The organism is Chitinophaga jiangningensis (assembly GCF_900142605.1).
Taxonomy (GTDB): Bacteria; Bacteroidota; Bacteroidia; order Chitinophagales; family Chitinophagaceae; genus Chitinophaga; species Chitinophaga jiangningensis.
Genome location: NZ_FRBL01000001.1, coordinates 694,060 through 719,711 on the forward strand (window position 1 = coordinate 694,060; position 25,652 = coordinate 719,711).

Consider the following 25,652-nt stretch of genomic DNA (forward strand, 5'->3'; position numbering starts at 1 on the left):
CTTTACTATTCCTGTGGAAATTCCAGGGTAAATTTACTTCCTTTCCCTATTACGCTTTCCACTTTAATTTTTCCGTGATGAGCATCTACAATGGCTTTCACATAGCTGAGTCCGAGGCCGAAACCTTTTACGTTGTGGACGTTGCCGGTGTGAGCGCGGTAGAACTTTTCAAAGATACGCGAAATAGTGTCGCGACTCATACCGATACCATTATCGGAAATGATGATGAACAGGCTTTTGCGGGTGTTATAGGTGTTGATGGAGACTTCCAGATTTTCTTTTGAATACTTGATGGCGTTATCAAGGAGGTTGAACACTACGTTGGAGAAGTGCACATCATCAGCCATGATCACCGGGTTGACGGCGTTCAGCTGAAGGTCTACCACCCCGTTTTTGGAAGCCAGTTGCAGCTGGAGGTTATCCACTGTATGTTGAATCACGTCGTGTACGTCGGTGGCTTGCAATTTGAGGCCGATTTCATCTTTTTCGAGCAGGGCCGACTGCAGGATGGTTTCCACCTGTTTATTCATGCGTTTATTTTCCTCCTTGATGATACCGGAGAAGTAGCGGATTTTATCCTTATTATCCATCACCTTTTCGTTGCCGATGGCGTCTATGGCGAGGGAGATGGTGGCCAGCGGCGTTTTCAGCTCGTGGGTCATATTGTTGATAAAGTCCGATTTTATTTCAGAGAGTTTTTTCTGATTGAGCATGGTTCGTATGGTGAGTGCGAACGCCGTGATGAGGATGAGGGTAAAAATAACGCCCCCAATAATCATGATGGTTAATTGGCGCACCACATCGTCTTCGTTGGGTGTAATCAGGAACAGCTGTTCGGAGGCGGCTGTAGGATTATCGTCGAGGGGGATAATCCTGATTTTGAATTCTTTTTTCAGTGTATCCTTTGTGGCTTTGGCAAACAGTTGGGCGAACCCGCCTGACTGTACCCGCCATGCGCTGTGGAAGCCTGGTATGGGCCCGTTGATACCAAATTCGTAGTGGGCGGTATCCATGCGGTGTTCTCTCAGGCTGTTTTTGATTACTTTATCAATTTCAGTGGGGGTAAACAGGTCGGTAACTGCGGGTTTAAAAACCTGTGGCTTAGCGAAATCGAGGTTGAGGGAGTTATTGGTAGGATCTGCCGATGGGTTGATCCTCAGTTGCACGTAGTTACCGCGGTGATTGATGAAATATTGCCTGATATCGTACAGTACATCAATGGCCCGTTGGTCGAGCTGTTTACTTTTAATAACCACAGCACTTTTGATCCAGTTTACCTGGATGTAGATGATGCCAAACAGGGAGATGGTGATGAGTGCAACAATGACAGGAAAAATTCGCTTCAACGGTATCATGCAAGTATAAGTAAGCTCTAAATTTAAAGAATAAAGGGACGTTATGGCAGCATTATTTTGTTAAAATAGACCCTTGCTATAGCAACAATGATACAAAATTAGAATGTTAAGATAGTTTGCGGGCACTGCGCCTGCAATTCAATATTACTTTAACGTAATTTTAACGGCGAAGTTCTGATTATTTTATTTCTTCTTTCCTTACCTTTGTCCTATCAAACTGGTACTAAATTTGCTTAGTTAAGTTTGACAAAAGCACAAGAAATTAAACTTTCTACATACATCGACGTGGATTCGTTCCATAAGCGATTTAGATTTTGGTTGATAAAATGGTAAGGAGGTTGTCTAGCCTCCTTTTTTTATTTCTTCTACTTTCCTTTTTTTGATTTTCATTTTATTTATTTTTTTAGGGAGATATTATACAAGCTATTGAAAGCGTGTATGTTATATATTTATTGCCGATATTTATCCGGCACCAAAGGTGCCGGATAAATACCGACGGGGAGGGCGGGTGCCCTCCCCGCAGACAGCTGTAATGGAAGAATTGATGCGATTCTAGCCAGGTAGCGCATTCCTGTGGAGAATAAACTCACTTTTTGAAGTAAAAGGGACGGCGGGTGCCCTCCCCGCACCTGGCTCTTCCTTCACTGTAACGGAAAGGCGGGCAGTTGTGCGCCTAAATGTAAAGTCAAGAGCGTTCCAGCAACATACTGGAAAGGCTTACAGCCCTACCTTCAAGTTAGAAGCCCATGGCCCCAAACATGGAAAGGTAACAGTCTTTCACGCCAGTCGTGAGGCAGGCTCCCAGCCTCTTTGCTGTAATTGCCCGCCAACAACGCCAGCGCGCAGCGCGGCCCCACCCGTGACACTGTAGGTGTCACGGGTGATCAAACACAACATGCTGATAAAACAATCAAACCACATTTTTGCGTGATACGCCTTTTCCGTGAAATCACTTAAATTTATATAAGTGAATAAAAATGAAAGCTTATGGTAACCTTAGCTCCCGGCGTGTTGCTGATTGCAGATCCCTTTCTGAAAGACCCGAATTTTGCCCGGACGGTAGTATTGCTATGTGAGCATCAGGACAAGGGCAGCTTTGGCTTTGTATTGAACAAGTTGTTTGACCAGCAGCTGGATGAACTGATCCCTGAGGTATTGGTATCAAAGGTACCGGTATATGTTGGGGGCCCGGTGCAGATGGATACGATTCACTTTGTGCATCAACAGCCTGATATTATCAGCGGCGGCATGCAGATAGGGCCTGGTATCTTCTGGGGAGGTCATTTTGACACAGTAGTGGCGCATATCAACGATGGAACGGTGGATCTGGATAAGATTAAGTTCTTCATTGGGTATTCCGGCTGGAGCAGCGGACAGCTGGGTGAGGAAATGGAGGAAAAATCGTGGATTATTTCCCCCGCTACCACCACATTGGTATTCGACAGGGAAGAGCAGCAAATCTGGCAGCGCGCATTGAAGAGTATGGGTAGCAACTTCGCGATGATGGCAAACTTCCCGATTGATCCATCCCTTAACTAGGCATTCCGGATTAGCCGCGGTTATTATCTCACTAATATCTGTATCCTACAGTATTGGGTATGCTATGCCTGTAAAAATGAACAGGAATTATATGTTTTTTTAAAACAAATTAAATATCTTGCTAAAGTAAGATTAGTGAAGAGCGTATTGTAACCCACTGGGAAAACCGTATACCGAGTATTAGCATACACCTATGAAGGGAAAACCTATTGAAAAATCATTAGCTCCTTCTCTGGCCACGAAAGACGTCGAGAGTTTACCCGTGACTGTATTACATACTGGCAAAAAATCATTGTACAGCGAATTCATTAGGTAATAATATACAGCTTCGCAACTGAAGCTGCCCTATTGGAGGACTTCGTGTGGCTGGTTATTCGTATAGCCGGTACCGTAAGTTCCGAAGATAGGGTCTTAAAAACCCCGTGAATAATATTGTTTATTCAGCGGGTTTCTTCTAAGATTGGAATAGTTAGGACAAAAAGAAAGGCCGGGTAATCTTACCCGGCCTGGTTATAATATGTTCAACTGGTGGTATTATTTCTTATCCAGCGCTGCCGCACCTTCTACCAGTACGGTAGCTTTATTGCGTAAAACTTCCACGAATCCGCCACTGATAGTGAAATATTCAGTGTGGGTTTTATCTTTCAGCACTTTCATCTTACCATTTCCGAGCGCCGCGATTAAGGGCGCATGTTTATCCAGTATTTCAAAAGAACCGTCGATACCTGGGAGCTGTACTCCGTACACCTCACCTGAGTATAACTTTCTTTCTGGTGTTAATACTTCTAATAGCATGTGAATGATGGTAAATGGTTAAATATGTGGAGTCATCCCTGCCGGGCAGGGATGACCAACAATCTTAGTTTTTAGCCTGTTCCAGTAATTTCTTACCTTTTGCGATAGCATCGTCGATGTTACCTACCAGGTTGAATGCTGCTTCAGGATACTCATCCACTTCACCATCCATGATCATGTTAAAGCCACGGATAGTTTCTTCGATTGGAACCAGTACACCTTTCAGACCGGTGAACTGCTCTGCTACGTGGAATGGCTGAGACAGGAAACGTTGTACACGACGTGCACGGGATACTGTCAGTTTGTCCTCGTCAGACAGTTCGTCCATACCCAGGATGGCGATGATGTCCTGCAGCTCCTTATAGCGCTGAAGGATCATTTTAACGCGCTGAGCACAGTTATAATGCGCCTCACCTACGATAGCAGGTGTCAGGATACGGGAAGTAGAATCCAGCGGGCTCACAGCAGGATAGATACCAAGATCGGAGATTTTACGATCCAATACGGTGGTAGCATCCAGGTGGGAGAAGGTAGTAGCCGGAGCAGGGTCAGTCAAGTCATCCGCAGGTACGTAAACCGCCTGTACGGAAGTGATGGAACCATTTTTAGTGGAAGTGATACGCTCCTGCATCAGACCCATCTCAGTAGCCAGGGTTGGCTGGTAACCTACCGCAGAAGGCATACGGCCTAACAGCGCGGATACCTCAGAACCTGCCTGGGTGAAACGGAAGATGTTATCAACGAAGAACAGGATATCACGACCACCACCTGCAGTACCATCTCCATCACGGAAATATTCTGCCAGTGTAAGACCAGACAGGGCCACACGTGCACGTGCACCAGGAGGCTCGTTCATCTGACCAAACACAAAGGTAGCCTGTGAGTTTTTCAGCAGTTCTTTATCCACAGCGGCAACATCCCAGTCACCGTGCTCCATGGATTCTTTAAATTTATCACCATATCTTACGATGTTGGCTTCGATCATCTCACGCATCAGGTCATTACCCTCACGTGTACGCTCACCCACACCAGCAAATACGGACAAACCTTCGTGCGCTTTCGCAATATTATTGATCAGCTCCTGGATCAGTACGGTTTTACCCACACCAGCACCACCGAACAAACCAATCTTACCACCTTTTGCATATGGCTCGATCAGATCGATTACTTTGATACCTGTGAACAGTACTTCTGTCTCAGTTGCCAGATCTTCGAATTTAGGAGGCTGACGGTGGATAGAATAACCAGCGCTGGTATCCAGTTGACCCAGACCATCAATTGCCTCACCTACCACATTGAACAAACGTCCTTTCACCTGGTCACCGATAGGCATTTTAATAGGCGCGCCTTTATCCACTACGGCCATACCACGAACCATACCGTCGGTGGAGTCCATTGCCACACAACGAACACTGTCTTCACCCAGGTGCTGTTGTACTTCCAATACTACTTTCTGACCATTTTCGCGGGTGATTTCCAATGCGTTGTAGATATCGGGCAATTTGTCTTCAAAGTGCACGTCCACCACGGGACCGATAATTTGTTTGATCTTACCTGTGTTAGGCATATTTTAAGGAGGTTTATAAAATACTTAAAAAGTTATTTCCTCAAAACCGGGGCTAGTGCCACAGTTTCCAAAATTTGCCGCAAAGGTAAGTGTTAATGGATGAAAATCAAAACACGACCCCGGAAAAATAAAGGTTTTACCCCCCTTTTTTGCAAGGTTTAGCAGTTATCTTCTCATTTATCCCCGTCACCTGCCCGCAGCAGCTATAATATTAGTTAAATCATTAATTTATAAAATCCTTTAGGAAAATTTCTTCATAACCCATTCCATTCATAAAAATTTAACCTATTCTATACCCAAGGTTACTTATTTTGGCTGTCGACCTTAATTTAATACCTCATATGAAAAAACACAGTGAACAATCCCGCCGCAGCTTTATCGGTAATATTTCCAAAGCCGGACTGCTGGGACTAACGGGCCTTCCTACCCTGGCAAGCGCCGCCGCAGCCCATCCAGAAAAGCAACCTGCCGCCGGCACACACACGTTTCTTTGCAAACCTTATTTGCAATACCCCGCACCGGACACCATTACCGTGATGTGGCTCACTGCACAGCCCTCCTACAGCTGGGTGGAATATGGGCAGGAAGGCCAACCCATGCAAAAGGCACACCTCGTGAGTCATGGCCTGGTGGAAGCCAATAACCGCCTGCACCGTATTGCCCTCCAACAACTTGAACCGGGTAAGAAATATACGTATAAAGTTTTTTCAAAAGAAATCACAGATTTTCAACCTTATAAACTCACCTACGGCGAAACGATCTCCAGCGACACCTATACCTTTACTGCGCCTGACACACAGGCAAAAGAAGTATCCTGGCTTATCCTCAACGATATACACGACCGCCCGGAATCCATACCGCACCTGATGAAGCTGAACGGTAACGATCCTTACGATTTTGTGTTTTTTAACGGCGATATATTCGACTACCAGGCAGACGAGCAACAGATCATTAACCATATGCTCACTCCCTGCGGCGATACCTTCTCTCCACAAACCCCTTTTATGTATGTAAGAGGCAACCACGAAACAAGAGGAAAATATGCCCGCGAATGGCACCAGTACTTTGAGAATCCTACCAAAAACAACTACTTCTCCTTCACCTGGGGCCCTGTATTCGCCATTGTGCTGGATACCGGCGAGGATAAGGAAGATACCCATCCGGTATATGCAGGCATCGTGGACTTTGATACCTACCGCGAAGAACAGGCGGCCTGGCTGGAAAAACAACTGCAATCGCCCGCGTATAAAAAAGCAAAGCACAAGGTGGTAATGATGCATATCCCGCACCACCACGGGGGCGACTGGCACGGGGCATCGCATTGCCGTGCTATGTTTGGCGACCTGTTTAACAAACACAAAATCGACATCCTCATCTGCGGCCATACGCATACCTACGGCGTACATCCGCCGGAAACAGGTAAGCATAACTACCCGCTGATTATCGGCGGCGGACCCAAAGACGGAAAGCGTACGCTGATAAAAATCAAAGCGGATCAGCAAAAGCTGGTGCTCACGATGTTAGGAGATGATGGGAAAGTGGTAGGGGAGTATAAAGTGTAACGATATTACAATATGGATTTCATCCGGCTCATGCCCGGATGAAATCCATTCATTACTTTTTGAACAGCCGGCTAAGGAATTCTCTGATGGCCAGTAAACAATAAATTGATCCCAGCACAAAGCCTGCACTAATCACAAAAAATCCGTAATATTTTACCGTCCATTCCAGTGCCCGTACCATACGGGTAGAGAAGTGAATTACATTTTCCGGAACTACTGTTCCTTCATACATATAAATCTGTACGGTACAGAATTCGTTAACCGTATCGAAGCTGCCAAGTTCTACACCCAGGTTCTGCAGCTCTGTTTCGATAGCATAAATTTTATCATGCAGCGCGATAAAATCCTCGATTTTACCGGGACTGTGCTTTAATTCATTCAGTGAAGCCAGTGTTTTCTGCAGGGATATTTTCTGTGCATTCAACTTGCTGTATTCATTCGTTTTGTCGGTTTTGGTCACATTACGTTCTACGATTACGCCTACACGCTGTGCCGCAATATAGAAGGAATCGAACTTTTCCGGGATAACGCCTATCAGCAGCTGCAATTTTCTTTTGCCTGCATTACCAGTTTTGTTTTCAAACTGAATAATGGATTGGGAACTGTCGATCAGTTGATAGATGCGTTCTTCATCCTTGGAATAATGCAGGGATTTGGTTTTGAGCCGGGCAATTTTTTCGTACTTCTGGCTACCGGCATCGGGGGCAATGGCCTCCAATGCTACTGCTTTGGGGCTTTCCCCCTTAGAAAATTTTTCGGAGGCATAGTTTCTTCTGCCGCCAAAATCAAATGATTCAACAGGGTTTTCCTCGTTATAAAGCGTGACACTTTTAAACTGGTAGCCGTACCATAGGCGCAGACAGAACATGAGTACGAATATTCCGGCGAATAACAACAGCAGGCGCTTTACATCTTTGCGATGAATGAATGTCATAGGTGTGCATTAAAAGGTGGAAGGGTTCAGGCGGTTTGATGGCGGTAGTCTTTTAACCACTTGATCAAACCCATCGTTGCTATGATGAGTAAAATGAAATATTCCATACCGAGGAAGCGAACATCTTTTTGAAAATAGATAATAGTGGCTACTACATCTACCGTTACCCACAACAACCAGTTTTCCCAGATCCTTTTTGCCAGGAGGATGTTAGCGAAAACACTAAGAACTGCTACCAGTGAATCCGTATAGGGCCAAGCTGCAGGGTGCTCAAATACAGCAGGAAACCAGTGATGCAGGTGGCTGATAATATATCCCATGGCGACTGTAAGTACAACCACCGCTCCTGCCAGCATCCATCGGGTACGATTCTTCAACGCATAAATGGGTTCATTCTCCGGCTTTTTACTGTACCAGAAAATCCAGCCATATACGCCGGTAGCAAAGAAGTAAACCTGTAAGAACATATCAGCATACAACTGCAGTTGCCAGAACAGCACAAAGAAGCAGGAAACGTTGATCAGGCCAATGGGCCAGGTGAGAATGTGATCACGTGCTGCCAGCCACACACATAACAAGCCGGTGAAAGTACCTATGAATTCAATATAACTAACCGGGTAGCCCAGGGCGGTGAAGAAGATGTGTTGGATGCTAAAAAAATCGTTCATGCGGCAATATTAATCAATAGGAAACTCTGACAGAAAAGGTTTTTTATCTTAATAAGATTAACAATAAATATATGTAATAAAATTAGCCTGTAAAGTTATATCTATCAGTGTTTATGAACAGGTCAAAAAAGTTGGAATCCTTTTTGCATACTAAGTTTCAGCGATGCTAAAACAACGATATTTTCTTTAGCAAAGCCTTAACAATTTTTACTAAAAAGCGATTAGACAACTGCCTTTTAGACCGTACCGGAAAGAATCCTTATATGTGAACAGCGTTACTCATCCACAGACAGTCTAAATACCAGGAGCCAATCATTAAAAACAGGAGTATGAAAATGATGATAAAAAAATCTCTTATCCCATTTCTTGCCGTCTCCATGTTCCTGACAAGCTGTGCCAGCACTTACTACGCCCCCGGCGATTACGACAGTGGTTACAATGGCGGCTATAACGGTGGCTATAACGGTGGATATGGATCGGGCCTTCAGGTAGGCGCCTCTGTATCTTTTTACGATGCACTGAGTCCTTACGGCCGATGGGTAAGCTATCCTGGTTACAGCCAGGTTTGGATTCCTAATATGGGTGCCGGATGGCAACCTTATTCAACCGGTGGTCACTGGGTATATACTGACTATGGCTGGACATGGGCATCCGACTATTCATGGGGATGGGCACCGTTTCACTATGGTCGCTGGATGTTCGATAACGGTTACGGATGGATGTGGATTCCTGGTAATGAATGGGGTCCGGCATGGGTGGACTGGCGTACCGGCGGTGATTACTGGGGATGGGCTCCGCTTGGTCCTTCAGGAGTTTCCATCAATATCAATTACTGGACATTCGTAAACCGCCAGTACATTGGTAATGCACGCATACACAACTATTACATGGATCGGGGCCGAAACAATTATTATATCAACAATACCACCATCATAAATAATACGACGGTATATAACAACAACAGGATTAATCGTGGCCCTGCTGCGCCTTCAAACATACGTCCGGTGCGACTCACAGACGCCACCAGACCAGGAGCCAGCCGGATTAACAATAACCAGATGCAGATTTATCGTCCGAATGCACAGGCGATCCAGCGAGGCAGAGAGCAGGATAACAACCGCTTTAACAACGGTGGTCGCGTAAATCAGGGTAATAACAATAACAATGGTGGTCGCGGTAATAACACCACGTTCCCGGGCAACAATAACACCAGGCCTTCAAGGGTACCGGATAATAACGGCAACACCTACCCCGGCAACAGCAATAACAATAATAATACAAGACCTTCCAGGGTTCCGGACAACAACAATACCTTCCCTGGTGGTAATAATAACAACAATAACAACACAAGGCCTTCGCGGGTAAACCCGGGCAATAACAATGGTAGCAGCACTTTCCCTGCTCCAACAAATAACAATAACAACAGCCGCCCATCCAGGGTAAATACGAATAACAGTAATCTGCAGCAGGATCTGCAACGCATACAGCAGGAACAACAACAAAGGGATCAACAACAACAGCAGCAGCAAAGAATTCAAAGAGTACAACAGGAACAACAGATCCAACAGCAGCAACAACGCCAGCAACAGGAACAACAGCAAAGGATTCAGCAGCAACAGCGTCAGCAAATGGAGCAACAGCAGAGGATTCAGCGTGAACAGCAACAGCAGCAGCAACAACAGCAACGCGTGCAACAGGAGCAACAGCAAAGGATAATGCGGGAACAACAGCAGCAGCAACAAAGGGTTCAACAACAGCAACAGCAACAACAGCGTCAGCAACAGGAACAACAGATGAGAGCCCAGCGTCAGCAACAGGAGCAACAGGCCAGACAAGTACAACAGGAAGCGCAACGTGTACAACGCTCGCAACCACAGCAGTCGCAACCTTCCCGGACTAACAACTCCGGTGGCGGGGAACGGCCAAGACGTGGCGACAGATAACTAACTGGTGTTATAAAATTAAAAGATCCGCAGCCGTAGTGGTTGCGGATCTTTTTTATTGCTGATATATTTCGCGGTAAAGTTCCTGCTTGATTTGTACAAAGCCCAGCGCCGGCGGCAGGTGCAGGTGCATAAGCCGTAATTGCAGCGGCGGATACCCCGGATGATAGGGTGGCTGCTCATAGTAATCCAGAAAGGTTTGGTACCCGAGCCGCTCATAAAAATTTATCCTGCGAATGGCTTGTTCCGTATCTGGTGGTTCTACTTCCAGCACGATGGCTTTTAATGCTGCTGCCATTTGTTCCATCACGGCTGTGCCGGCGCCGCCACCTCTTGCAGCCGGTTCTATGGCAAAATGTTCCACAAAGGCGAAGTCTGGCAACGACCAGTAAAATATAAATCCGGCGTACTTTTTATCCCGCTGTATTTCCAGGAGGCGAAGCTTTCCAGCATCCAGGAGCTTTAGCTGTGCCGGCCATGGACGCCGTTCGGCTAAAGGAAATGCCGACTCATATAATTGTCGGATCGCATCAGAAGGAATTGTACGCTGGTGTAAAGTGATCATACATTAAAGTTACTGATTCTGAGGCACTGGTGCGGTGGGCACGCAGGCATACGGATCAGGGGTACCCGGAGCTACCTGTTTATTGGTTGCCCAGCAGAAATTCATGGCCTGACTGGTGATACTGAGGAGTTTCACAGTTGCCTTGCTGCCTTTTCTGCTATTGGAAGCCTGCAAGGTTTGCTGACCCTGGGCCGGAATATTTTTGATGGCGTATTGTTCGGTTTTGAAAACCTCGTCGTTATTGCGGAGGTATTGCAGTGTTACCACTACATTTTCCAATGGATAATCTGTTTGGTTGCGAACGATGATGCTGAGATTTTTAATTCCGCCGAGGAAGCCGGTGCGGTAGTCGCTCAGGGATACGGTAATGAACTGTTGCCAGTTTTGCCTGAAGTACGCACGCCTGTCTACAAATTGTGCATTTACTCTTTGCTGTATATCTTTGCGGTCTGAAATCTGTTGGGCTACCCGTCCGGATTGATCCAGACTCCTTCTCAGATCACGGTTTTCATTGTGCAGGCGCTCATTTTCAGCCAATATTTTACGTACATCTTTTTGCTGCCGGCAATAGCCCAGCCCGAGGATCAGTAGCAGCAGCAATAGTGCAGACGGGATAATATATTGTTGTTTCATATGGATTGTACATGAAAAAATGATGCCAGCACCGGGATTGCGGAGATTTTACCGGTTCTTAATGCATCAAAAAGGATTTTTATACATTTGCACAAATTGCACAAATAGGTCCCTATGGATTTGATAATTGTTGATAACGAAACAAAAGCAAGGCAGTTTCTGGATGTACATGTACAGCTAAACAAGGATGTTCCGGGCTGGATACGCCCGCTGGACAAAGACATCAACACCGTTTTTGATCCGAAGCTCAACAAGGCTTTCAGGTTTGGTGAGTGCATCCGCTGGATATTAATTGATAGTAACGGCCAGCTGATTGGCAGGTTAGCTGCGTTTGTAAATAAAAAATACAGGAGTAAAGGAGATACCTGCAAGGTAGGTGGCGTTGGATTTTTTGACTGTATCAACGATCAGGCTGCGGCCAATCTGTTATTTGATACGGCTAAAAAGTGGCTGGAAGAAAGAGGTATGGGCGCTATGGACGGCCCTATCAATTTCGGGGAGCGCAACAACTGGTGGGGCTTACTTACAGAAGGCTTTCACGAACCTTTGTACGGTATGAGTTTTAACCCGCCTTACTATAAGCAGCTGATGGAAAACTACGGCTTCAAAGTGTTTTTCAACCAGATATGCTATGGCATGAAGGTGCATGATGAACTCAGGGCCAAATTCTTTAGTCGCCACGCTGCAGTTGAAAAAGATCCGGGATTCCGCTCTGAGCACATTAGGAAAGGTGAGCTGCAACGGTATGCCAGGGAGTTTTCCCTGGTTTATAACAAAGCCTGGGCAAAACATGCTGGTGGTAAGGATATGAGCGAGCAACAGGCCTACGGCTTGTTTAAGCAGATGAAACCCTTACTGGACGAGCGCCTATGCTGGTTTATCTATTATAATGACGAACCTATCGGCATCTGGCTCAACCTGCCGGACCTGAATCAGTACCTGAAAAAATTCAACGGGAAGTTTGGTTTATGGCAGAAATTGCAATTCCTCTGGATGAAAATCAGAGGAACCAATAAGAAGTTCGTGGGTATCATTTTCGGTATCGTTCCTGAGTTTCAGGCGATGGGAGTAGATGCTTACCTGATTGTGGAAGGAGCTAAAATTATCCAGCATCATACTCCTTATGTGGATTATGAAATGCAGTGGGTGGGCGATTTCAACCCTAAAATGATCAATGTGGCTGAAAGTCTGGGCGCTACCCCTACCCGCACGCTTACCACTTACCGGTACCTGTTCGACCGGAATGCACCGTTTGAGCGGCATCCAATCCTTACCTGATTCTTATCTTGTATACATATTAAAGCAGCAGATATATGTCGTTCGACCCGTATCTGCTGCTTTTTCTTTTCCCCCAAATGCAAAAAATTTAATACATATAATAAAAAAATATTCAAATAAATTATCTCACAAAGAATTAGTTATCAGCCTGTTCAGCGCGACCATATCTTTATCCGACCCCGGTTTTCCTCAACATTTTTGCGGGTAAAAGTGTCTTAAGTAAATCCCTAAACCAGTAACCATCGTATTTAATCATAGGATATGTTATGACCAACTTAAACCCGGATCTCAGGGCGGATACTGCCCGTGTGATCTCAGCTACCACGTTTTCATCGAGGCAACAACTGATAAAAGTGTTTGGCTATATCATTTTGTTTTTTTTGTTGTACGTGGCATTAGTATTCACCGCGATAGCGCTTGCGATAGGATGTATGGCAGGCGGCATAGCACTGATGCGCTATTATGGCTATTTTCTGTCTGTCATCCCAGGTGTTGCGCTGATAGTGCTGGGTTGTAATATTTTGTTTTTTCTAGGGAGATTTTTATTTCATCGTAGTCAACCGGTGAATCCTTACCGCTTACAGCTGGACCTGGCGGCACATCCTAAACTGACGAAATTCTTACAGCAGCTGGTGGAGGAAACACAAATACGGTTTCCCCGCAAGGTATTTCTGGTACCGGATGTCAGCATTTCACTGTTTTACCATTCGAGCTTTTTCAATTTATTCTGGCCACTGCGCAAGAACCTGGAAATAGGACTGGGCCTGGTTAACAGCGTAAACATCAGTGAGTTCAGAATGCTGCTGGCCCATGAATTCGGACACTTTTCAGGGGGCAGTATGCGCTTGGGCAGCTATGTATATGGCTTAAATAAGCTGCTTCATAATATGCTGTATGAAAACGATGGTTGGAATGATATGTCCAGGCACCGTAACAGTGGCAGCATTTCAGGCTTTTTTGTACACATTACCTGTTGGGTAATCAGCGCTATACAGGTATTGCTGCGCCGGTCGTACCAGCTGATCAACCGGGAGTATCAGCAGGTGAGCAGGGATCTGGAGTTACAGGCAGATGATATTGCCGTGCATGCAGCAGGCACCACGGCGGCGCTCAGTGCGATCCGGCGGGCGGACATCGGCACTTACTGTATGGACCATTGCCTGCATAAGCTGCCGGAGTTGTATGATCATAAACAGCGTTTTCAGAATATCTTCAAAGTACAGCGGCAGTTGATCAGGTATTACACCTTGCAAAGCTATGCTACGCTGGATAAGGAAGGGCTGCCGGTGGTATCCGGGCCCTGCAATAAAGTACATTTAAAAAGCAGGGTGCAGCTGCGGCACGACTGGGCCTTGCAGCCCAATGCGGAATCGCGTGTGGACAGGTATCTGGAGGCAGATGTGGAAAAGGAAGTGATTACCGACAGCGCGTGGCGGCTATTTTCCGATGCGGAGCAGCTGCAGGAGCAGGTAACGAACCGGGTGTATGAGGTGCTTACCCTGGAAAGCAGTGATTTTGACTGGATGTGTCCACAGCGGTATGTGACGGAGCTGGAACAACGGCACCGGATATACGAATTTCCCAAGGCATTTAATGATTATTACGATAACCGTGCATTTACCCATACCGATATCCGATTACTACAGCCGCTTTCGCCTGAAGAGATGAACAGGATCAGCTTTGGGGGGCTCTATCATCCGGACGTGGTATTGCGTATGCGTACTTACTACCGGGATTACCAGGATTCAGAAACTTTGCATGCGATTGCCTTACAGCAATTACAGACCCCTCATTTTGAGTTTGACGGCAAGCGTTACAGGGCCTGTAAAGCGCAGCGTATTGGCAGCAAGCTGGCGGCGCATGTGGAGCAGGAGCAGCAATGGCTGGCCGCTAACGACATCCTTGCCTGCCGTTATCATTATACGCAGGCTTTACGGCTGGGGGCCGACAGAGCGGGGGAAATGATTCTGCAATACCAGCAGATCCTGGATTATCAGCGCGATGCCGTAAGGCTGAGCGACCTGGTAATCCGCGTGATACACAGCATCAGTCTGATTTTCAGCACAAACAGCTACACCGTGGATGCTGCCCTACCCTTTTTTGAGGCCTTGTCCGCCGACGCTGTTGAATTCAGAAAACTCCTCCTGCACGTGATCACTTGTCCGACGGTGGCTTCTAATCTCCCCCAGGATATAAAAGCCAGTATTGAACATTTCAGGCTGCATAAAGGGGAGTTTATACAGGACGGTGTGCCTGATTATGCAGCGATCAAGGAGCTGCATGACATCAGCAGTTCGCTGATGGAGCATTTGAATAACTGTATCATCCTGCTGAAGAAAAATTATCTGGAGTTAATTCTGGAAATTGACGCGCGTTACACAGTAAGTGATTGATTTTGTATCTATATATAATATATTAATTATCAATATTTTTTGACAAGAAACCGCTTAGAAAACTAAAACTCGGAATGTTATTCGTATTTTCGGCGCTCGCCGAAAGCGTAGCAGATATATGGAGAATTTTATCGTTTCAGCCCGTAAGTACCGTCCGCAAAACTTTTCAACAGTAGTAGGGCAATCGCATATTACCACCACGTTAAAGAATGCCATCCGCAATCATCAGCTGGCACACGCGTTTCTTTTCTGTGGGCCGAGGGGGGTAGGTAAAACCACCTGTGCCCGTATCCTGGCAAAAACGATAAACTGTGAGAACCTGCAACCGGACGGGGAGGCATGTAATGAGTGCCATTCCTGTAAATCCTTCAACGAAGGTAGTTCCTTTAATATCCATGAGCTGGATGCTGCGTCCAACAACTCGGTGGACGATATCCGTACCCTGGTGGAGCAGGTGCGTTTTGCACCACAGGCCGGCAAGTACAAGATCTATATCATAGATGAGGTACACATGCTGAGTTCCTCCGCATTCAACGCCTTCCTGAAAACGCTGGAAGAGCCACCTTCCTATGCCATATTTATATTAGCCACTACAGAAAAGCATAAGATATTACCTACCATCCTGAGCCGGTGCCAGATTTTTGATTTCAAGCGCATCACTATTCAGGATACGGTAGACCATTTGCAGGACATCTGTAACAAGGAACATATCCAGGCAGAAACCGACGCCCTGCACCTGGTGGCACAGAAAACGGATGGTTGCATGCGCGACTCCCTGAGCACACTTGATAAAATTGTGAGCTTTACTGCCGGGCACCTTACGTACCAAAATACCCTGGAGCACCTGAACATCCTGGACTACGATTATTATTTTAAGGTAATGGACCAGGTATTGAACCAGGATGTGGCCTCATCGCTTTTATTATTTGATGAGATATTACAGAAGGGGTTTGAGGGCGACAACTTCCTGGGCGGCTGGGCAGAGTTTCTGCGCAACCTGTTGCTCAGTAAGGAAGAGAAGGCGGTGCACCTGGTAGAAGTATCAGGTAACCTGAAGGAGCGTTATAAGCAGTTGGCCGGAAAGGTGAGTCCTGCATATCTGATTACGGCACTGAACCTGCTCAATGAAACCGAGATTAACTACCGCATGGCCCGCAATAAGCGTTTGCATGTAGAGATGGCGCTGATAAAGCTCTGTTTCCTGCAACAGGCGGTAACCCTGGTAAGTGACGATCAAACTGGTGAGGTAGCAAAAAAAAAATTAGTAGCTGATGGCAGTGCACCGCAGAAATTACGTGCACCGGTAGCGCAGCCTGTAACGGCTAAAACCATTACTGAAAAGCCGGCTACTACGGCGAGTATACAGCCCGAACCCGTAGCGGGGCCCAAACTGACGGTACAGGAAACACCGGCAGTAAAACCTGCGGCGGTAATACCAACGGCGGCCGCACCAGTGGCTACCCCTACGGCGCCTGTTCAACAGGCGGCGGTGCAAACACCGGCACCAACGCCAACACCGGTGACTACTCCTGCCAGCGCTGCTGTGGCCCAGCAGGCAGCACCAGCTGCTGCTACCAGCACCAAATTAACTGGCCTGGCAGCCATGAAGGAGGCGATGGCCGCGCGGCAGCAGTCGACCGTAGTGGAGGCAGCAAAACCATTGACAGCAGGTGCGCTGGAGGTGTATTGGGAGGAGTTCATTGACCGGTACCGCCAGGCTAACAAGATGACAGTGGTGAGTAACCTGGCATTGGCAGTGCTGAAGATCCTGAATCCTGATGAGATTGGTATTGTGAGCCGGAACATTGTACAGTTCAGGTTTATGGAGGAAGAGAAGCTGGTGATATCCGAGTTCTTCAAACAGAAATTTAACAATTCGACCCTGATTTTGACCCTGCAGCTGGATGAATCCCAGCAGGTGCAGGACATAGGGCCGGCTCCGCTGAGCAGCAGAGAGCAGTTCCAGCAGTTGACAGAAAAGTATCCTTTAGTGAAAGAGTTGAAGGATCGGTTAAATATGGAGCTGGATTTTTAGCGTGATTATAATATTATATCCCTTTTCATTAGATATTTTTAAACAGTTTAAAATTCCTTCTTTGCGTTTTTGCGCAAAAACATGTAGGTTTGAACAAAATTTTGAATAAACACTATGGCAGAAGTTATCAGAATGCCCCTTTTGAGTGATACTATGACTGAAGGGGTGATTGCGGAATGGCATAAAAAGGTGGGCGATACCGTTAAAGCAGACGATGTAATTGCTGAAGTGGAAACGGACAAAGCAACGATGGAAGTAATGGGTTACGTTGAAGGAACCATATTATACATCGGTGTAGAGAAAGGCAAAGCAGCTAAGGTAAATGAGATCATTGCCATTGTAGGGAAACCAGGCGAGGATTATAAGAGCTTACTGGGTGGAGGTAATAATGCAACTGCGGCTCCTGCAAAAGAGGCTGCTGCACCGGCTCCTGCTCCAGCTGCCGCACCTGCTGTTTCTGCTGCTGATGACGCTGCGGCTAAGGAAGCGCTGAAAAATGCCACTGTTATCCGTATGCCACTGCTGAGCGATACCATGACAGAAGGTAAAATCGTTGCGTGGAATAAAAAAGTAGGCGATACTGTAAAAAGCGATGACGTACTGGCGGAAGTAGAAACCGATAAGGCTACTATGGAAGTGATCGGTTATGCCGATGGTACATTATTATATATTGGTACACCTGAAGGTACTGCTGCCAAAGTAAACGGCATCATTGCCATTGTGGGTAAACCAGGTACAAATGTAGATGCAATAATTGCTGCTGAAAGTGGCGCACCTGCTGCTTCGGCGGCTCCTGCGGCATCAGCTCCGGCTACTGCTGCTGCTCCTGCAGCTGCACCGGCTGAAGCTCCCGCGGCTGCAACTACTGCTGATGGTCGTGTGAAAGCATCCCCACTGGCTAAGAAAGTAGCACAGGAAAAAGGCATTGATATCAGCAAAGTGGCTGGTTCCGGTGACGGTGGCCGCGTTATCAAAGCTGATATCGACAATTACAAACCATCTGCTGCTCCTGCTGCCACAGCGGCTGCTGCTCCTGCTGCCGGCGCTCCTGCGTTTGTTCCGGCTGGCCAGGAAGGTTTCACCGATACGCCACTGACCCAGATGCGTAAAGTGATTGCCAAGCGCCTGAGCGAAAGCAAATTCACCGCACCTCACTTCTACCTGAAGATCGATGTAACGATGGATAAAGCGATGGAAGCCCGCAAAGCTATCAACGAAATTTCTCCTGTTAAGATTTCCTTCAATGATATGGTGATCAAGGCTGCGGCCCTGGCGCTGAAACAGCATCCGGATGTGAATTCAAGCTGGATGGGGGATTTCATCCGTCACAATCACCACGTACATATCGGTTCTGCGGTAGCTATCGAAGATGGCCTGATTGTTCCGGTGGTTCGTTTCGCAGATCAGAAAACACTGAGCCAGATTGCCGGTGAAGCGAAAGGACTGTATGATAAAGCGAAAAACAAAAAACTGCAACCGCAGGATTTCAGTGGTAATACGTTTACCATTTCCAACCTCGGTATGCTGGGTATAGATGAGTTCACCGCGATTATCAATCCTCCGGATTCAGCGATCCTGGCAGTAGGTAACATTAAAGAAACTGCTGTGGTGGAGAAAGGTCAGGTGAAAATTGCCAACATCATGAAGCTGACCCTGAGCTGCGACCACAGAAGTGTGGATGGCGCTGTAGGTGCACGTTTCCTGGCTACACTGAAAGGTTACCTGGAGAACCCGGTAACAATGCTGGTATAGTTATTTTTACTGATAAATATTTGAAGGTCCCGGGTGTACCCGGGACCTTTTTTGCTTTTAAGACGGCCTTCGGCCGTCTTAAAAGCAAAATTCCCCCTCTGCCGCAGGCAGAGGGGGAATTTTGCATAAAGCAGAAGAGAATTTGGAAGAAGGTAGCGGGTGATTTTTGCACAAGGCACAGGGGAAATTTAACTTAAGAAGGAAGGGGATTTTGCAGAAATCCTTTCTTTATTTCATAAACTTTTGAAAGTTCAAAAACTTGGTTTACATTTGTCCGTAACGAATCTCATAAACGCTATAATAAAAAAGGACCTGCAATGAATCTGGAAGAAGCAAAAGCGCAGTTTATACAAACATGGGGATCACTGGGTGCTCAATGGGGTATTAACCGTACCATGGCCCAGATTCACGCGTTGTTGCTGGTGATGCCGGATCCACTGAGCGCCGATGATATTATGGAAGAACTGAACATTTCACGTGGCAATACCAACATGAATGTCAGGGAACTGATTAACTGGGGCCTCGTGGAACGCGTATTGATTCCCGGAGAAAGAAAGGAGTTTTTTATAGCCGAAAAAGATATCTGGAAAGTAGCCACCTATATCGCACGCGAGCGCAAAAAGCGTGAGCTGGATCCCATCATGAAAGTACTGCAACAACTGCAGCAGGCAGAAGGCGACCCTAAAGACAAGGAAATGAAAGCCTTTAAGGAGTCGATTTCCAACATTAACAAGTTTGCCCAACAAACCGACAAAACGATCAGCGCCTTCATTAAATCAGAAGAATCCTGGTTCTACAGCAGCCTGCTGAAACTCATCAAGTAATTTTTTTTGCGCCATTATTTCAATATTTTCTGAAAGTTCTGAAATAAGATGTGTTATGAAAAATAAAAAAATTGTAATCGCAGGCGGCAGTGGCCAAGCTATGGATCAACGCGGGCTCCGCCACGATCTACCGCCACGCGGAAGACCGGCCCATGGATGAGTATAACGGTGAAATAGCAGATGATTTTTCCGTGCAGGTATGTAAACAATGGGGAACAGGCGTTTAATGATATAACCCTGCCGCATACACGTAAAGCAATACTACGTATAGCCGTAACACTGGGATGGCAGGCCGGCGGCGTAATGCAACCATTCTGTAACCTGGTGAAGTTTGGATTGGGCGGCCGTCAGGGCAGCGGCAGGCAGCGTTTTACCTGGGTACATATTGCTGATGTTGCTGCCATGATGGAATGGCTGAGCGAACATCCGGCGCTGCAGGGTGTTTTTAATTGTACATCCCCGTTTCCCGTGCTCAACAAGGAATTTATGCGCACACTCCGCAAGGAAGCCGGTCATTTTGTCGGGCTACCTGCGCCGGCCTGGCTGCTTAAACCAGGCGCTTTCCTGATTGGCACGGAAACTGAACTACTGTTGAAAAGCAGATGGGTAGTCCCCACCAGGGCATTGCAGGAAGGATATACATTTAAATATCCACAGCTGACGCCAGCAATCGCAGACATACTGCAACACCTGCCCCGGCGGCAATATCATCTCTTCTAAAAAAAATAAAATCAGGAATTATGGCAAATACAGACAAGAAATTAACGGTAGTGATAGGCGCTTCTCCCAACCCGGAAAGATATAGTTACCTGGCTGCCAGCAGGCTGAAAGCACATGGCCACCCGGTGGTTGCCATTGGGAACCGGGAAGCTGCCATTGGCGATATTCCCATCATCACAGATCATCCTGCACTGGAGAATGTAGACACAGTAACGCTGTACATGAATCCAAAACTACAGGAGCAGTATTATGATTATATTCTTCAGCTGAAGCCCAGGCGGATTATCTTCAATCCGGGTACCGAGAATCCGGCGCTGGAAGCATTAGCTGCGCAAAATGGCATACTGCCGCAGGAAGCATGTACCCTGGTACTGCTAAGCACAGGACAATTCTAACCGGAGCATAACTGCATTGCCAAAGGGTGAGAGCCCGGAAATTTTTCTTTAAATCTACTTTCTGCGGTTTTTAAACCGTGTGCATTTCGTATATTCGGTACGTTAACCCATCGCCTGGACATATATCAACACGACTGGATTTACTGCAAACAGTATTTGTTAATGCCGCTTGTTCACCCTCTAATATATATGTTATGCAATGGAGAAGATTTAATGGAGAACTCATTCATCTTCCGGTTAAAGAGGAAGTACGAAGGGCCATCATCCGTGAAACAGCCAGTGGTTACCGCCTGAAAGTATGCATTGGTACTGATTCGCAGGTGAAAGGCCTGGACACGGAATTTGCAACCGTTATCGTTTTTCTTCGTGAAGGACATGGTGGATTTATGTTTATCCACAATGAAAAAACCAAAGACTGCTACAGCATCAAAGAACGTATGCTGGTAGAAGTAGCCAAGAGTATTGAAATTGCGTATGAATTGTGCGACCTGTTCACCGAATATGATGTGGATATGGAAGTACACGCAGACATCAATACGAATCCACAGTTTAAAAGCAACCTGGCATTGCGCGAAGCCATGGGTTATATCCTCGGAATGGGATTTGCCTTTAAAGCCAAGCCGGAAGCCTTCGCCAGCAGTAGCTGCGCTAACAAGGTGGTGAATTAACTGTAAGTGTTTGTACCTCTTTACAATAAGTGCCGATGCAGGCTCCATGCACCGGCGGGCATTTCCTCCCCCTTTACATTTCCATCTCCCTAAAAAAAATTGTGTTGCCTTAGCTGCAATGCAAGTAAAACAACACAATTGTATTTTTTGATTTTCTTTTTTATTGCAGATGACACCTTGGGTGTCATCCGGGTGGTTCCGCGCTGCGCGCGGGTGGCCTGCGGCCGGCTGTTGCCTTCAGCAAATACCAGGTGTTCAGGCGTATGCCAGTGGCCTTACACAGGCTGGGTTATGCGGGAATTACAGCAGTATTCAGAAATATGCAGGTGCATTCACAAGCTGATTTATCCTGTAATAACACGGTATGCAGGTACCACAGCACCTTAGGCGATCGCTCTGAATTGCGCATTCAGCTCCTCGATGTAACCCAGGATGGCGTCTCTTCCGGATTTCTTTACCACTGATGTTACAAAGTGAGGTGGCAGGAATTGCCAGGTTTCACGCATTTTATTGTGGAAAGCCTTAACATTGCGGCTTACTTCTGCCTGTGTACTTTTATCCGCTTTGGTGAACACCAGGCTGAAAGGAATCTGCCATTCACCCAGCTGGTTAATAAATTCGATATCTATTTTTTGTGGTTCATGGCGACTATCGATCAGTACAAATACATTTACCAGGTTTTGACGTTTGCGCAGGTAGTTCTCAATCATTTGTTCCCACTGCCGGCGCTGCGACATACTTCTTTTCGCAAAGCCATAACCCGGCAGATCCACCAGGTACCAGGACTGATTGATGATAAAATGGTTAATCAGCGTGGTTTTACCCGGCGTACCGGAAGTTTTGGCCAGCTTTTCGTTGTTGGTCAGCAGGTTGATCAGGGAAGATTTACCCACGTTAGACCTGCCAATAAATGCATATTCGGGCAGGTTAGGTTTAGGGCATTTTTCCCAATCCGGACTACTAATAAGATATTCTGCTGTTTTGATCACCATAATTATTGCTTTGTTCGTTCTGACTAATGATCACAAATTCTGTAACTTTGCGACCTATGTCAGGTAAATTAAATGTTGAGAAGATAGTTCCTTATACGGAGTCAAAATTAAGCAAGAAGGAGCAGATAGCCACGATGTTCGATGATATTGCTCATCGATACGACTTTTTGAATCATTTTATGTCGCTTGGAATTGATATTATCTGGCGCAAAAAGGCGCTGGGCTACCTCAAATCCCTGCAACCCAAAAAGATGCTGGACGTGGCTACCGGCACCGGCGACTTCGCGATTATGGCTGCTAAACGCCTCCACCCTGACCATATCACCGGTATCGACATTTCTGAAGGGATGTTGTCCCACGGCCGTGAAAAGATCGAAAAGGCCGGCCTGGCAAAGCAGATCAGCCTGCAGCTGGGTGACAGCGAAACAATAAGTTTCCCGGATAAGACGTTTGATGCCATAACAGTAGCCTTTGGTGTCCGCAACTTTGAAAACCTGCACAAAGGGCTCCAGGAAATGAATCGCGTGCTTAAGCCTGGAGGAAAATTGGTAATTCTGGAGTTTTCCAACCCCACAGTTTTCCCTATTAAGCAATTTTATAATCTGTATTTTCGTTATATAACACCCCTGTTCGGGAAATGGATTGCTAAAAGCCAGGCTGCCTATAGCTATCTGCCAGAATCCGTGAAAGCGTTTCCACAGGGCGAAGAAATGTGCAACATATTAAAAAACACAGGATTCCAGGCCGTTACATGCAAAACGCTCACATTCGGCATATGTTCCATTTACGTAGCCTCGTACTGACGCTACTGTTCGGGATTGCCCTGCTGCCGGCAAAGGCGCAGCAAAACCTGAATATGCTGGAACACGATGCAAAACCCTATTACTTCGGTATTACGCTGGCCACTAACCAGTCGAATTTCCGTTTAACTCACTCCCAGGCCTTCCTGGATTCAGATTCCATTTCCATAGTAGAGCCTTTGAAAACCATGGGTTTTAACCTGGGCTTGCTGGCAAACGCACGTCTGGCGGAGCATTTCGACCTACGATTGAACCCGCAGCTGGTATTTGCCTCCAAAAACCTCTACTACCGTGAAGCATATCCCAAGCCTACGGATACTGACAAGAAAATTGAATCCATCCTGCTGAGCTTTCCACTGCAGCTCAAGTTTAAATCGGACCGTATTGGCAATATGCGTGTATACGCCATTGGCGGTATGAAGTTCGATTACGACCTGGCTTCCAACGCACGCGCCAAGAAAGCGGAAAACCTCATCAAAATAAAGAAGAGCGATTATGGGTATGAGGTGGGCGCCGGCTTTGAATTTTACTTCGAGAGCTTTATTTTCTCCCCGGAATTTAAAGTGAGTAACGGTATTGGTAACGTACACGTAAAAGACCCAAACCTCCGTTATTCCAATGTGATTGACAAGCTGCAATCCCATATGATCGTATTCTCCATCCACCTGGAAGGTTAAATAGCTATATTTGCAAAATGCAAAACTACCTCATCAGGAATATAGCCGTGGTAAATGAAGGCCGCACCACGGTACAGGATGTATGGATCAAAGATAACCGCATTGAAAAGATCGCGCCTAACATCACTATCAGCGGTAATTACAAAGAAATTAACGGTGAAGGAAAACACCTGCTGCCCGGCGTAATCGACGACCAGGTACACTTCCGTGAGCCGGGGCTGACTGAAAAAGCAACTATCTACACAGAAGCGCGCGCGGCTGTGGCCGGTGGCACCACCACTTTCATGGAAATGCCTAACACCAAGCCTGCCGCCCTTACCCAGGAGCTCCTGGAGCAGAAATACGATATCGGTCAGCAAACCTCCCTTGCCAATTACTCCTTTTTCATGGGAGCTGCCAACGATAACGTAGAAGAGATACTTCGTACCAACGAAAAGAAAGACCGCGTTTGCGGCGTTAAAATATTCATGGGTTCTTCTACCGGCAATATGCTGGTGGATAACTACCTCACCCTCGACACCGTATTTTCCAATAGCGAACTGCTGATTGCCACCCACTGTGAAGATGAAAAAATCATCCGTCACAATATGGAGGTATTCAAACAGGAAAAAGGGGACGCACTCACCGCAGCCGATCATCCGCTGATCCGCAATGTGGAAGCATGCTTTGAGTCATCACTGGTAGCTATACAGTTTGCGCAAAAACACAATGCACGCCTGCACATCCTGCATATTTCCACTGCTAAAGAACTCCAGCTTTTCGGCAATATGCTGCCACTGGCCGACAAACGCATTACCGCAGAAGTTTGCGTGCATCACCTGCACTTTACCGCTGACGACTACGCGAAATATGGCAACCTGATCAAATGCAACCCTGCCATTAAATCGCCAGAAAACAGAGACGGCCTTTGGGAAGCATTGCTGGACGATCGTTTGGACATCATTGCTACTGACCACGCCCCTCATACCTGGGCCGAAAAACAGCAGCCTTACCTGCAGGCGCCTTCCGGCGTGCCGTTGGTACAACATAGCTTACTCCTGATGCTGGAATATGTACAGCAAGGCAAAATTTCCATTGAAAAAGTAGTGGAGAAAATGAGCCACGCACCGGCGGTATGCTTCCAGATCAAGGACAGAGGTTACCTGCGGGAAGGTTACTTTGCCGACTGCGTAATTGTAGACATGAACGCAGGCAGCAACGTTACCAAGGAAAATATTTACTATAAATGCGGCTGGAGCCCGTTTGAGGGACATACCTTCCCGGCGGCCATTACCCATACTTTTGTAAGCGGTCACCTGGCTTACGAAAACGGAAAGTTTGATGAGTCAGTGAAAGGACAACGTTTGCTGTTTAACAGATAATCCGGCAATTAACCTTGCTTTACAGGCTGGTGGAATTACGAATTCACCAGCCTTTTTATTGCATATTAATTCATGGCCCATAGTTTTTTTTTTTGAATGATGCCTTCGGCATCATTCGGGGAGGGCCTCGCTGCGCGAGGCAACGGCCGTGGCGGATAGGAGGAAGCGCCAGTAAGCAAGCGCCAACCTGTGGCTG

At 46.6% G+C, this 25,652-nt stretch carries 23 protein-coding genes; 15 read left to right on the forward strand and 8 right to left on the reverse strand.

The window, feature by feature from the left end:
• Nucleotides 1–5: 5 nt before the first annotated feature.
• Nucleotides 6–1,355, reverse strand: coding sequence for a sensor histidine kinase (locus tag BUB18_RS02810; protein ID WP_083549293.1), 1,350 nt, complete (start codon nucleotides 1,353–1,355; stop codon nucleotides 6–8).
• 987 nt (nucleotides 1,356–2,342) lie between these two features.
• On the opposite strand from BUB18_RS02810, the gene BUB18_RS02815 reads away from it, so the two are divergent.
• A complete protein-coding gene (locus BUB18_RS02815; RefSeq protein WP_073077798.1) occupies nucleotides 2,343–2,894 on the forward strand; it encodes a YqgE/AlgH family protein in 552 nt (183 codons plus the stop codon).
• A gap of 534 nt (nucleotides 2,895–3,428) precedes the next feature.
• Here the strand turns inward: BUB18_RS02815 and atpC are convergent.
• Nucleotides 3,429–3,689 carry an ATP synthase F1 subunit epsilon gene (gene atpC / locus BUB18_RS02820; protein WP_073077799.1) on the reverse strand — a complete coding sequence of 87 codons (261 nt, stop codon included), beginning with the start codon at nucleotides 3,687–3,689 and terminating at the stop codon, nucleotides 3,429–3,431.
• 64 nt (nucleotides 3,690–3,753) lie between these two features.
• Nucleotides 3,754–5,256: a F0F1 ATP synthase subunit beta gene (atpD, locus tag BUB18_RS02825; RefSeq protein ID WP_073077801.1), complete on the reverse strand. Its 1,503-nt coding sequence runs from the start codon at nucleotides 5,254–5,256 to the stop codon at nucleotides 3,754–3,756.
• A 341-nt stretch (nucleotides 5,257–5,597) separates the two neighbouring features.
• On the opposite strand from atpD, the gene BUB18_RS02830 reads away from it, so the two are divergent.
• Entirely contained in the window at nucleotides 5,598–6,818 is a 1,221-nt protein-coding gene (locus tag BUB18_RS02830; RefSeq protein ID WP_073077803.1) for a purple acid phosphatase family protein, read from the forward strand.
• Between the two features lie 52 nt (nucleotides 6,819–6,870).
• Here BUB18_RS02830 and BUB18_RS02835 read toward each other — a convergent pair whose 3' ends face one another.
• Together BUB18_RS02835 and pnuC are read right to left on the reverse strand one after the other, a co-directional pair.
• Nucleotides 6,871–7,752 (reverse strand): DUF4349 domain-containing protein, encoded by an 882-nt coding sequence (locus tag BUB18_RS02835; RefSeq protein WP_073077805.1) that lies wholly within the window; start codon nucleotides 7,750–7,752, stop codon nucleotides 6,871–6,873.
• A gap of 26 nt (nucleotides 7,753–7,778) precedes the next feature.
• Nucleotides 7,779–8,420 (reverse strand): nicotinamide riboside transporter PnuC, encoded by a 642-nt coding sequence (gene pnuC, locus BUB18_RS02840; RefSeq protein WP_073077807.1) that lies wholly within the window; start codon nucleotides 8,418–8,420, stop codon nucleotides 7,779–7,781.
• Nucleotides 8,421–8,749: 329 nt separating this feature from the next.
• On the opposite strand from pnuC, the gene BUB18_RS29565 reads away from it, so the two are divergent.
• The gene (locus tag BUB18_RS29565; protein ID WP_178372072.1) at nucleotides 8,750–10,363 is read left to right on the forward strand and encodes a DUF6600 domain-containing protein; all 1,614 of its coding nucleotides are present in this window, start codon (nucleotides 8,750–8,752) and stop codon (nucleotides 10,361–10,363) included.
• Between the two features lie 55 nt (nucleotides 10,364–10,418).
• On the opposite strand, the gene BUB18_RS02850 is transcribed toward BUB18_RS29565, so the two are convergent.
• Together BUB18_RS02850 and BUB18_RS02855 are read right to left on the reverse strand one after the other, a co-directional pair.
• Complete coding sequence (locus BUB18_RS02850; RefSeq protein WP_073077810.1) at nucleotides 10,419–10,928, reverse strand: GNAT family N-acetyltransferase; 510 nt, start codon at nucleotides 10,926–10,928, stop codon at nucleotides 10,419–10,421.
• Between the two features lie 9 nt (nucleotides 10,929–10,937).
• Complete coding sequence (locus tag BUB18_RS02855) at nucleotides 10,938–11,561, reverse strand: hypothetical protein (RefSeq protein WP_143159804.1); 624 nt, start codon at nucleotides 11,559–11,561, stop codon at nucleotides 10,938–10,940.
• 114 nt (nucleotides 11,562–11,675) lie between these two features.
• Here BUB18_RS02855 and BUB18_RS02860 point away from each other — a divergent pair, with 114 nt between their 5' ends.
• The 9 genes from BUB18_RS02860 to BUB18_RS02895 all read left to right on the forward strand — a co-directional run bounded on the left by BUB18_RS02860 (nucleotide 11,676) and on the right by BUB18_RS02895 (nucleotide 21,626).
• On the forward strand, nucleotides 11,676–12,839 hold the full coding sequence (locus BUB18_RS02860) for a hypothetical protein (RefSeq protein ID WP_073077814.1): 1,164 nt from the start codon (nucleotides 11,676–11,678) through the stop codon (nucleotides 12,837–12,839).
• Between the two features lie 266 nt (nucleotides 12,840–13,105).
• Nucleotides 13,106–15,232 (forward strand): M48 family metalloprotease, encoded by a 2,127-nt coding sequence (locus tag BUB18_RS02865; RefSeq protein ID WP_073077816.1) that lies wholly within the window; start codon nucleotides 13,106–13,108, stop codon nucleotides 15,230–15,232.
• A 118-nt stretch (nucleotides 15,233–15,350) separates the two neighbouring features.
• Nucleotides 15,351–17,267: a DNA polymerase III subunit gamma/tau gene (locus BUB18_RS02870; RefSeq protein WP_073077818.1), complete on the forward strand. Its 1,917-nt coding sequence runs from the start codon at nucleotides 15,351–15,353 to the stop codon at nucleotides 17,265–17,267.
• 114 nt (nucleotides 17,268–17,381) lie between these two features.
• Nucleotides 17,382–19,019, forward strand: coding sequence for a pyruvate dehydrogenase complex dihydrolipoamide acetyltransferase (locus BUB18_RS02875; protein WP_073077820.1), 1,638 nt, complete (start codon nucleotides 17,382–17,384; stop codon nucleotides 19,017–19,019).
• A 317-nt stretch (nucleotides 19,020–19,336) separates the two neighbouring features.
• Nucleotides 19,337–19,843: a GbsR/MarR family transcriptional regulator gene (locus BUB18_RS02880; RefSeq protein ID WP_073077822.1), complete on the forward strand. Its 507-nt coding sequence runs from the start codon at nucleotides 19,337–19,339 to the stop codon at nucleotides 19,841–19,843.
• 89 nt (nucleotides 19,844–19,932) lie between these two features.
• Complete coding sequence (locus BUB18_RS29570; protein ID WP_178372073.1) at nucleotides 19,933–20,070, forward strand: hypothetical protein; 138 nt, start codon at nucleotides 19,933–19,935, stop codon at nucleotides 20,068–20,070.
• Nucleotides 20,024–20,563 (forward strand): DUF1731 domain-containing protein, encoded by a 540-nt coding sequence (locus BUB18_RS02885; protein ID WP_073077824.1) that lies wholly within the window; start codon nucleotides 20,024–20,026, stop codon nucleotides 20,561–20,563. Before BUB18_RS29570 ends, BUB18_RS02885 begins: the two co-directional genes overlap by 47 nt.
• Before the next feature lie 20 nt (nucleotides 20,564–20,583).
• Nucleotides 20,584–20,958 (forward strand): CoA-binding protein, encoded by a 375-nt coding sequence (locus BUB18_RS02890; protein ID WP_073077825.1) that lies wholly within the window; start codon nucleotides 20,584–20,586, stop codon nucleotides 20,956–20,958.
• 194 nt (nucleotides 20,959–21,152) lie between these two features.
• Nucleotides 21,153–21,626, forward strand: a complete 474-nt coding sequence (locus tag BUB18_RS02895; RefSeq protein ID WP_073077827.1) for a ribonuclease H-like YkuK family protein — start codon at nucleotides 21,153–21,155, stop codon at nucleotides 21,624–21,626.
• Between the two features lie 383 nt (nucleotides 21,627–22,009).
• Here the strand turns inward: BUB18_RS02895 and yihA are convergent, their stop codons facing one another.
• Nucleotides 22,010–22,618, reverse strand: a complete 609-nt coding sequence (yihA, locus tag BUB18_RS02905) for a ribosome biogenesis GTP-binding protein YihA/YsxC (RefSeq protein ID WP_073077830.1) — start codon at nucleotides 22,616–22,618, stop codon at nucleotides 22,010–22,012.
• Nucleotides 22,619–22,674: 56 nt separating this feature from the next.
• Between yihA and ubiE the strand changes: the two genes are divergently transcribed.
• The 3 genes from ubiE to BUB18_RS02920 are packed head-to-tail and all read left to right on the forward strand — an operon-like array spanning nucleotide 22,675 to nucleotide 25,456.
• On the forward strand, nucleotides 22,675–23,421 hold the full coding sequence (ubiE, locus tag BUB18_RS02910) for a bifunctional demethylmenaquinone methyltransferase/2-methoxy-6-polyprenyl-1,4-benzoquinol methylase UbiE (protein ID WP_073077831.1): 747 nt from the start codon (nucleotides 22,675–22,677) through the stop codon (nucleotides 23,419–23,421).
• Nucleotides 23,394–24,095: a type IX secretion/gliding motility protein PorT/SprT gene (gene porT, locus BUB18_RS02915; RefSeq protein ID WP_073077833.1), complete on the forward strand. Its 702-nt coding sequence runs from the start codon at nucleotides 23,394–23,396 to the stop codon at nucleotides 24,093–24,095. Before ubiE ends, porT begins: the two co-directional genes overlap by 28 nt.
• A gap of 17 nt (nucleotides 24,096–24,112) precedes the next feature.
• A complete protein-coding gene (locus BUB18_RS02920) occupies nucleotides 24,113–25,456 on the forward strand; it encodes a dihydroorotase (protein ID WP_073077835.1) in 1,344 nt (447 codons plus the stop codon).
• Nucleotides 25,457–25,652: the final 196 nt, after the last annotated feature.

What these genes read in the sequence shown, in the direction of transcription:
- BUB18_RS02810 (WP_083549293.1), bottom strand. Translation starts at nt 1,355, where the DNA reads ATGATACCGTTGAAGCGAATTTTTCCTGTCATTGTTGCACTCATCACC.
- BUB18_RS02815 (WP_073077798.1), top strand. Translation starts at nt 2,343, where the DNA reads ATGGTAACCTTAGCTCCCGGCGTGTTGCTGATTGCAGATCCCTTTCTG.
- atpC (WP_073077799.1), bottom strand. Translation starts at nt 3,689, where the DNA reads ATGCTATTAGAAGTATTAACACCAGAAAGAAAGTTATACTCAGGTGAG.
- atpD (WP_073077801.1), bottom strand. Translation starts at nt 5,256, where the DNA reads ATGCCTAACACAGGTAAGATCAAACAAATTATCGGTCCCGTGGTGGAC.
- BUB18_RS02830 (WP_073077803.1), top strand. Translation starts at nt 5,598, where the DNA reads ATGAAAAAACACAGTGAACAATCCCGCCGCAGCTTTATCGGTAATATT.
- BUB18_RS02835 (WP_073077805.1), bottom strand. Translation starts at nt 7,752, where the DNA reads ATGACATTCATTCATCGCAAAGATGTAAAGCGCCTGCTGTTGTTATTC.
- pnuC (WP_073077807.1), bottom strand. Translation starts at nt 8,420, where the DNA reads ATGAACGATTTTTTTAGCATCCAACACATCTTCTTCACCGCCCTGGGC.
- BUB18_RS29565 (WP_178372072.1), top strand. Translation starts at nt 8,750, where the DNA reads ATGAAAATGATGATAAAAAAATCTCTTATCCCATTTCTTGCCGTCTCC.
- BUB18_RS02850 (WP_073077810.1), bottom strand. Translation starts at nt 10,928, where the DNA reads ATGATCACTTTACACCAGCGTACAATTCCTTCTGATGCGATCCGACAA.
- BUB18_RS02855 (WP_143159804.1), bottom strand. Translation starts at nt 11,561, where the DNA reads ATGAAACAACAATATATTATCCCGTCTGCACTATTGCTGCTGCTACTG.
- BUB18_RS02860 (WP_073077814.1), top strand. Translation starts at nt 11,676, where the DNA reads ATGGATTTGATAATTGTTGATAACGAAACAAAAGCAAGGCAGTTTCTG.
- BUB18_RS02865 (WP_073077816.1), top strand. Translation starts at nt 13,106, where the DNA reads ATGACCAACTTAAACCCGGATCTCAGGGCGGATACTGCCCGTGTGATC.
- BUB18_RS02870 (WP_073077818.1), top strand. Translation starts at nt 15,351, where the DNA reads ATGGAGAATTTTATCGTTTCAGCCCGTAAGTACCGTCCGCAAAACTTT.
- BUB18_RS02875 (WP_073077820.1), top strand. Translation starts at nt 17,382, where the DNA reads ATGGCAGAAGTTATCAGAATGCCCCTTTTGAGTGATACTATGACTGAA.
- BUB18_RS02880 (WP_073077822.1), top strand. Translation starts at nt 19,337, where the DNA reads ATGAATCTGGAAGAAGCAAAAGCGCAGTTTATACAAACATGGGGATCA.
- BUB18_RS02885 (WP_073077824.1), top strand. Translation starts at nt 20,024, where the DNA reads ATGATTTTTCCGTGCAGGTATGTAAACAATGGGGAACAGGCGTTTAAT.
- BUB18_RS02890 (WP_073077825.1), top strand. Translation starts at nt 20,584, where the DNA reads ATGGCAAATACAGACAAGAAATTAACGGTAGTGATAGGCGCTTCTCCC.
- BUB18_RS02895 (WP_073077827.1), top strand. Translation starts at nt 21,153, where the DNA reads ATGCAATGGAGAAGATTTAATGGAGAACTCATTCATCTTCCGGTTAAA.
- yihA (WP_073077830.1), bottom strand. Translation starts at nt 22,618, where the DNA reads ATGGTGATCAAAACAGCAGAATATCTTATTAGTAGTCCGGATTGGGAA.
- ubiE (WP_073077831.1), top strand. Translation starts at nt 22,675, where the DNA reads ATGTCAGGTAAATTAAATGTTGAGAAGATAGTTCCTTATACGGAGTCA.
- porT (WP_073077833.1), top strand. Translation starts at nt 23,394, where the DNA reads ATGTTCCATTTACGTAGCCTCGTACTGACGCTACTGTTCGGGATTGCC.
- BUB18_RS02920 (WP_073077835.1), top strand. Translation starts at nt 24,113, where the DNA reads ATGCAAAACTACCTCATCAGGAATATAGCCGTGGTAAATGAAGGCCGC.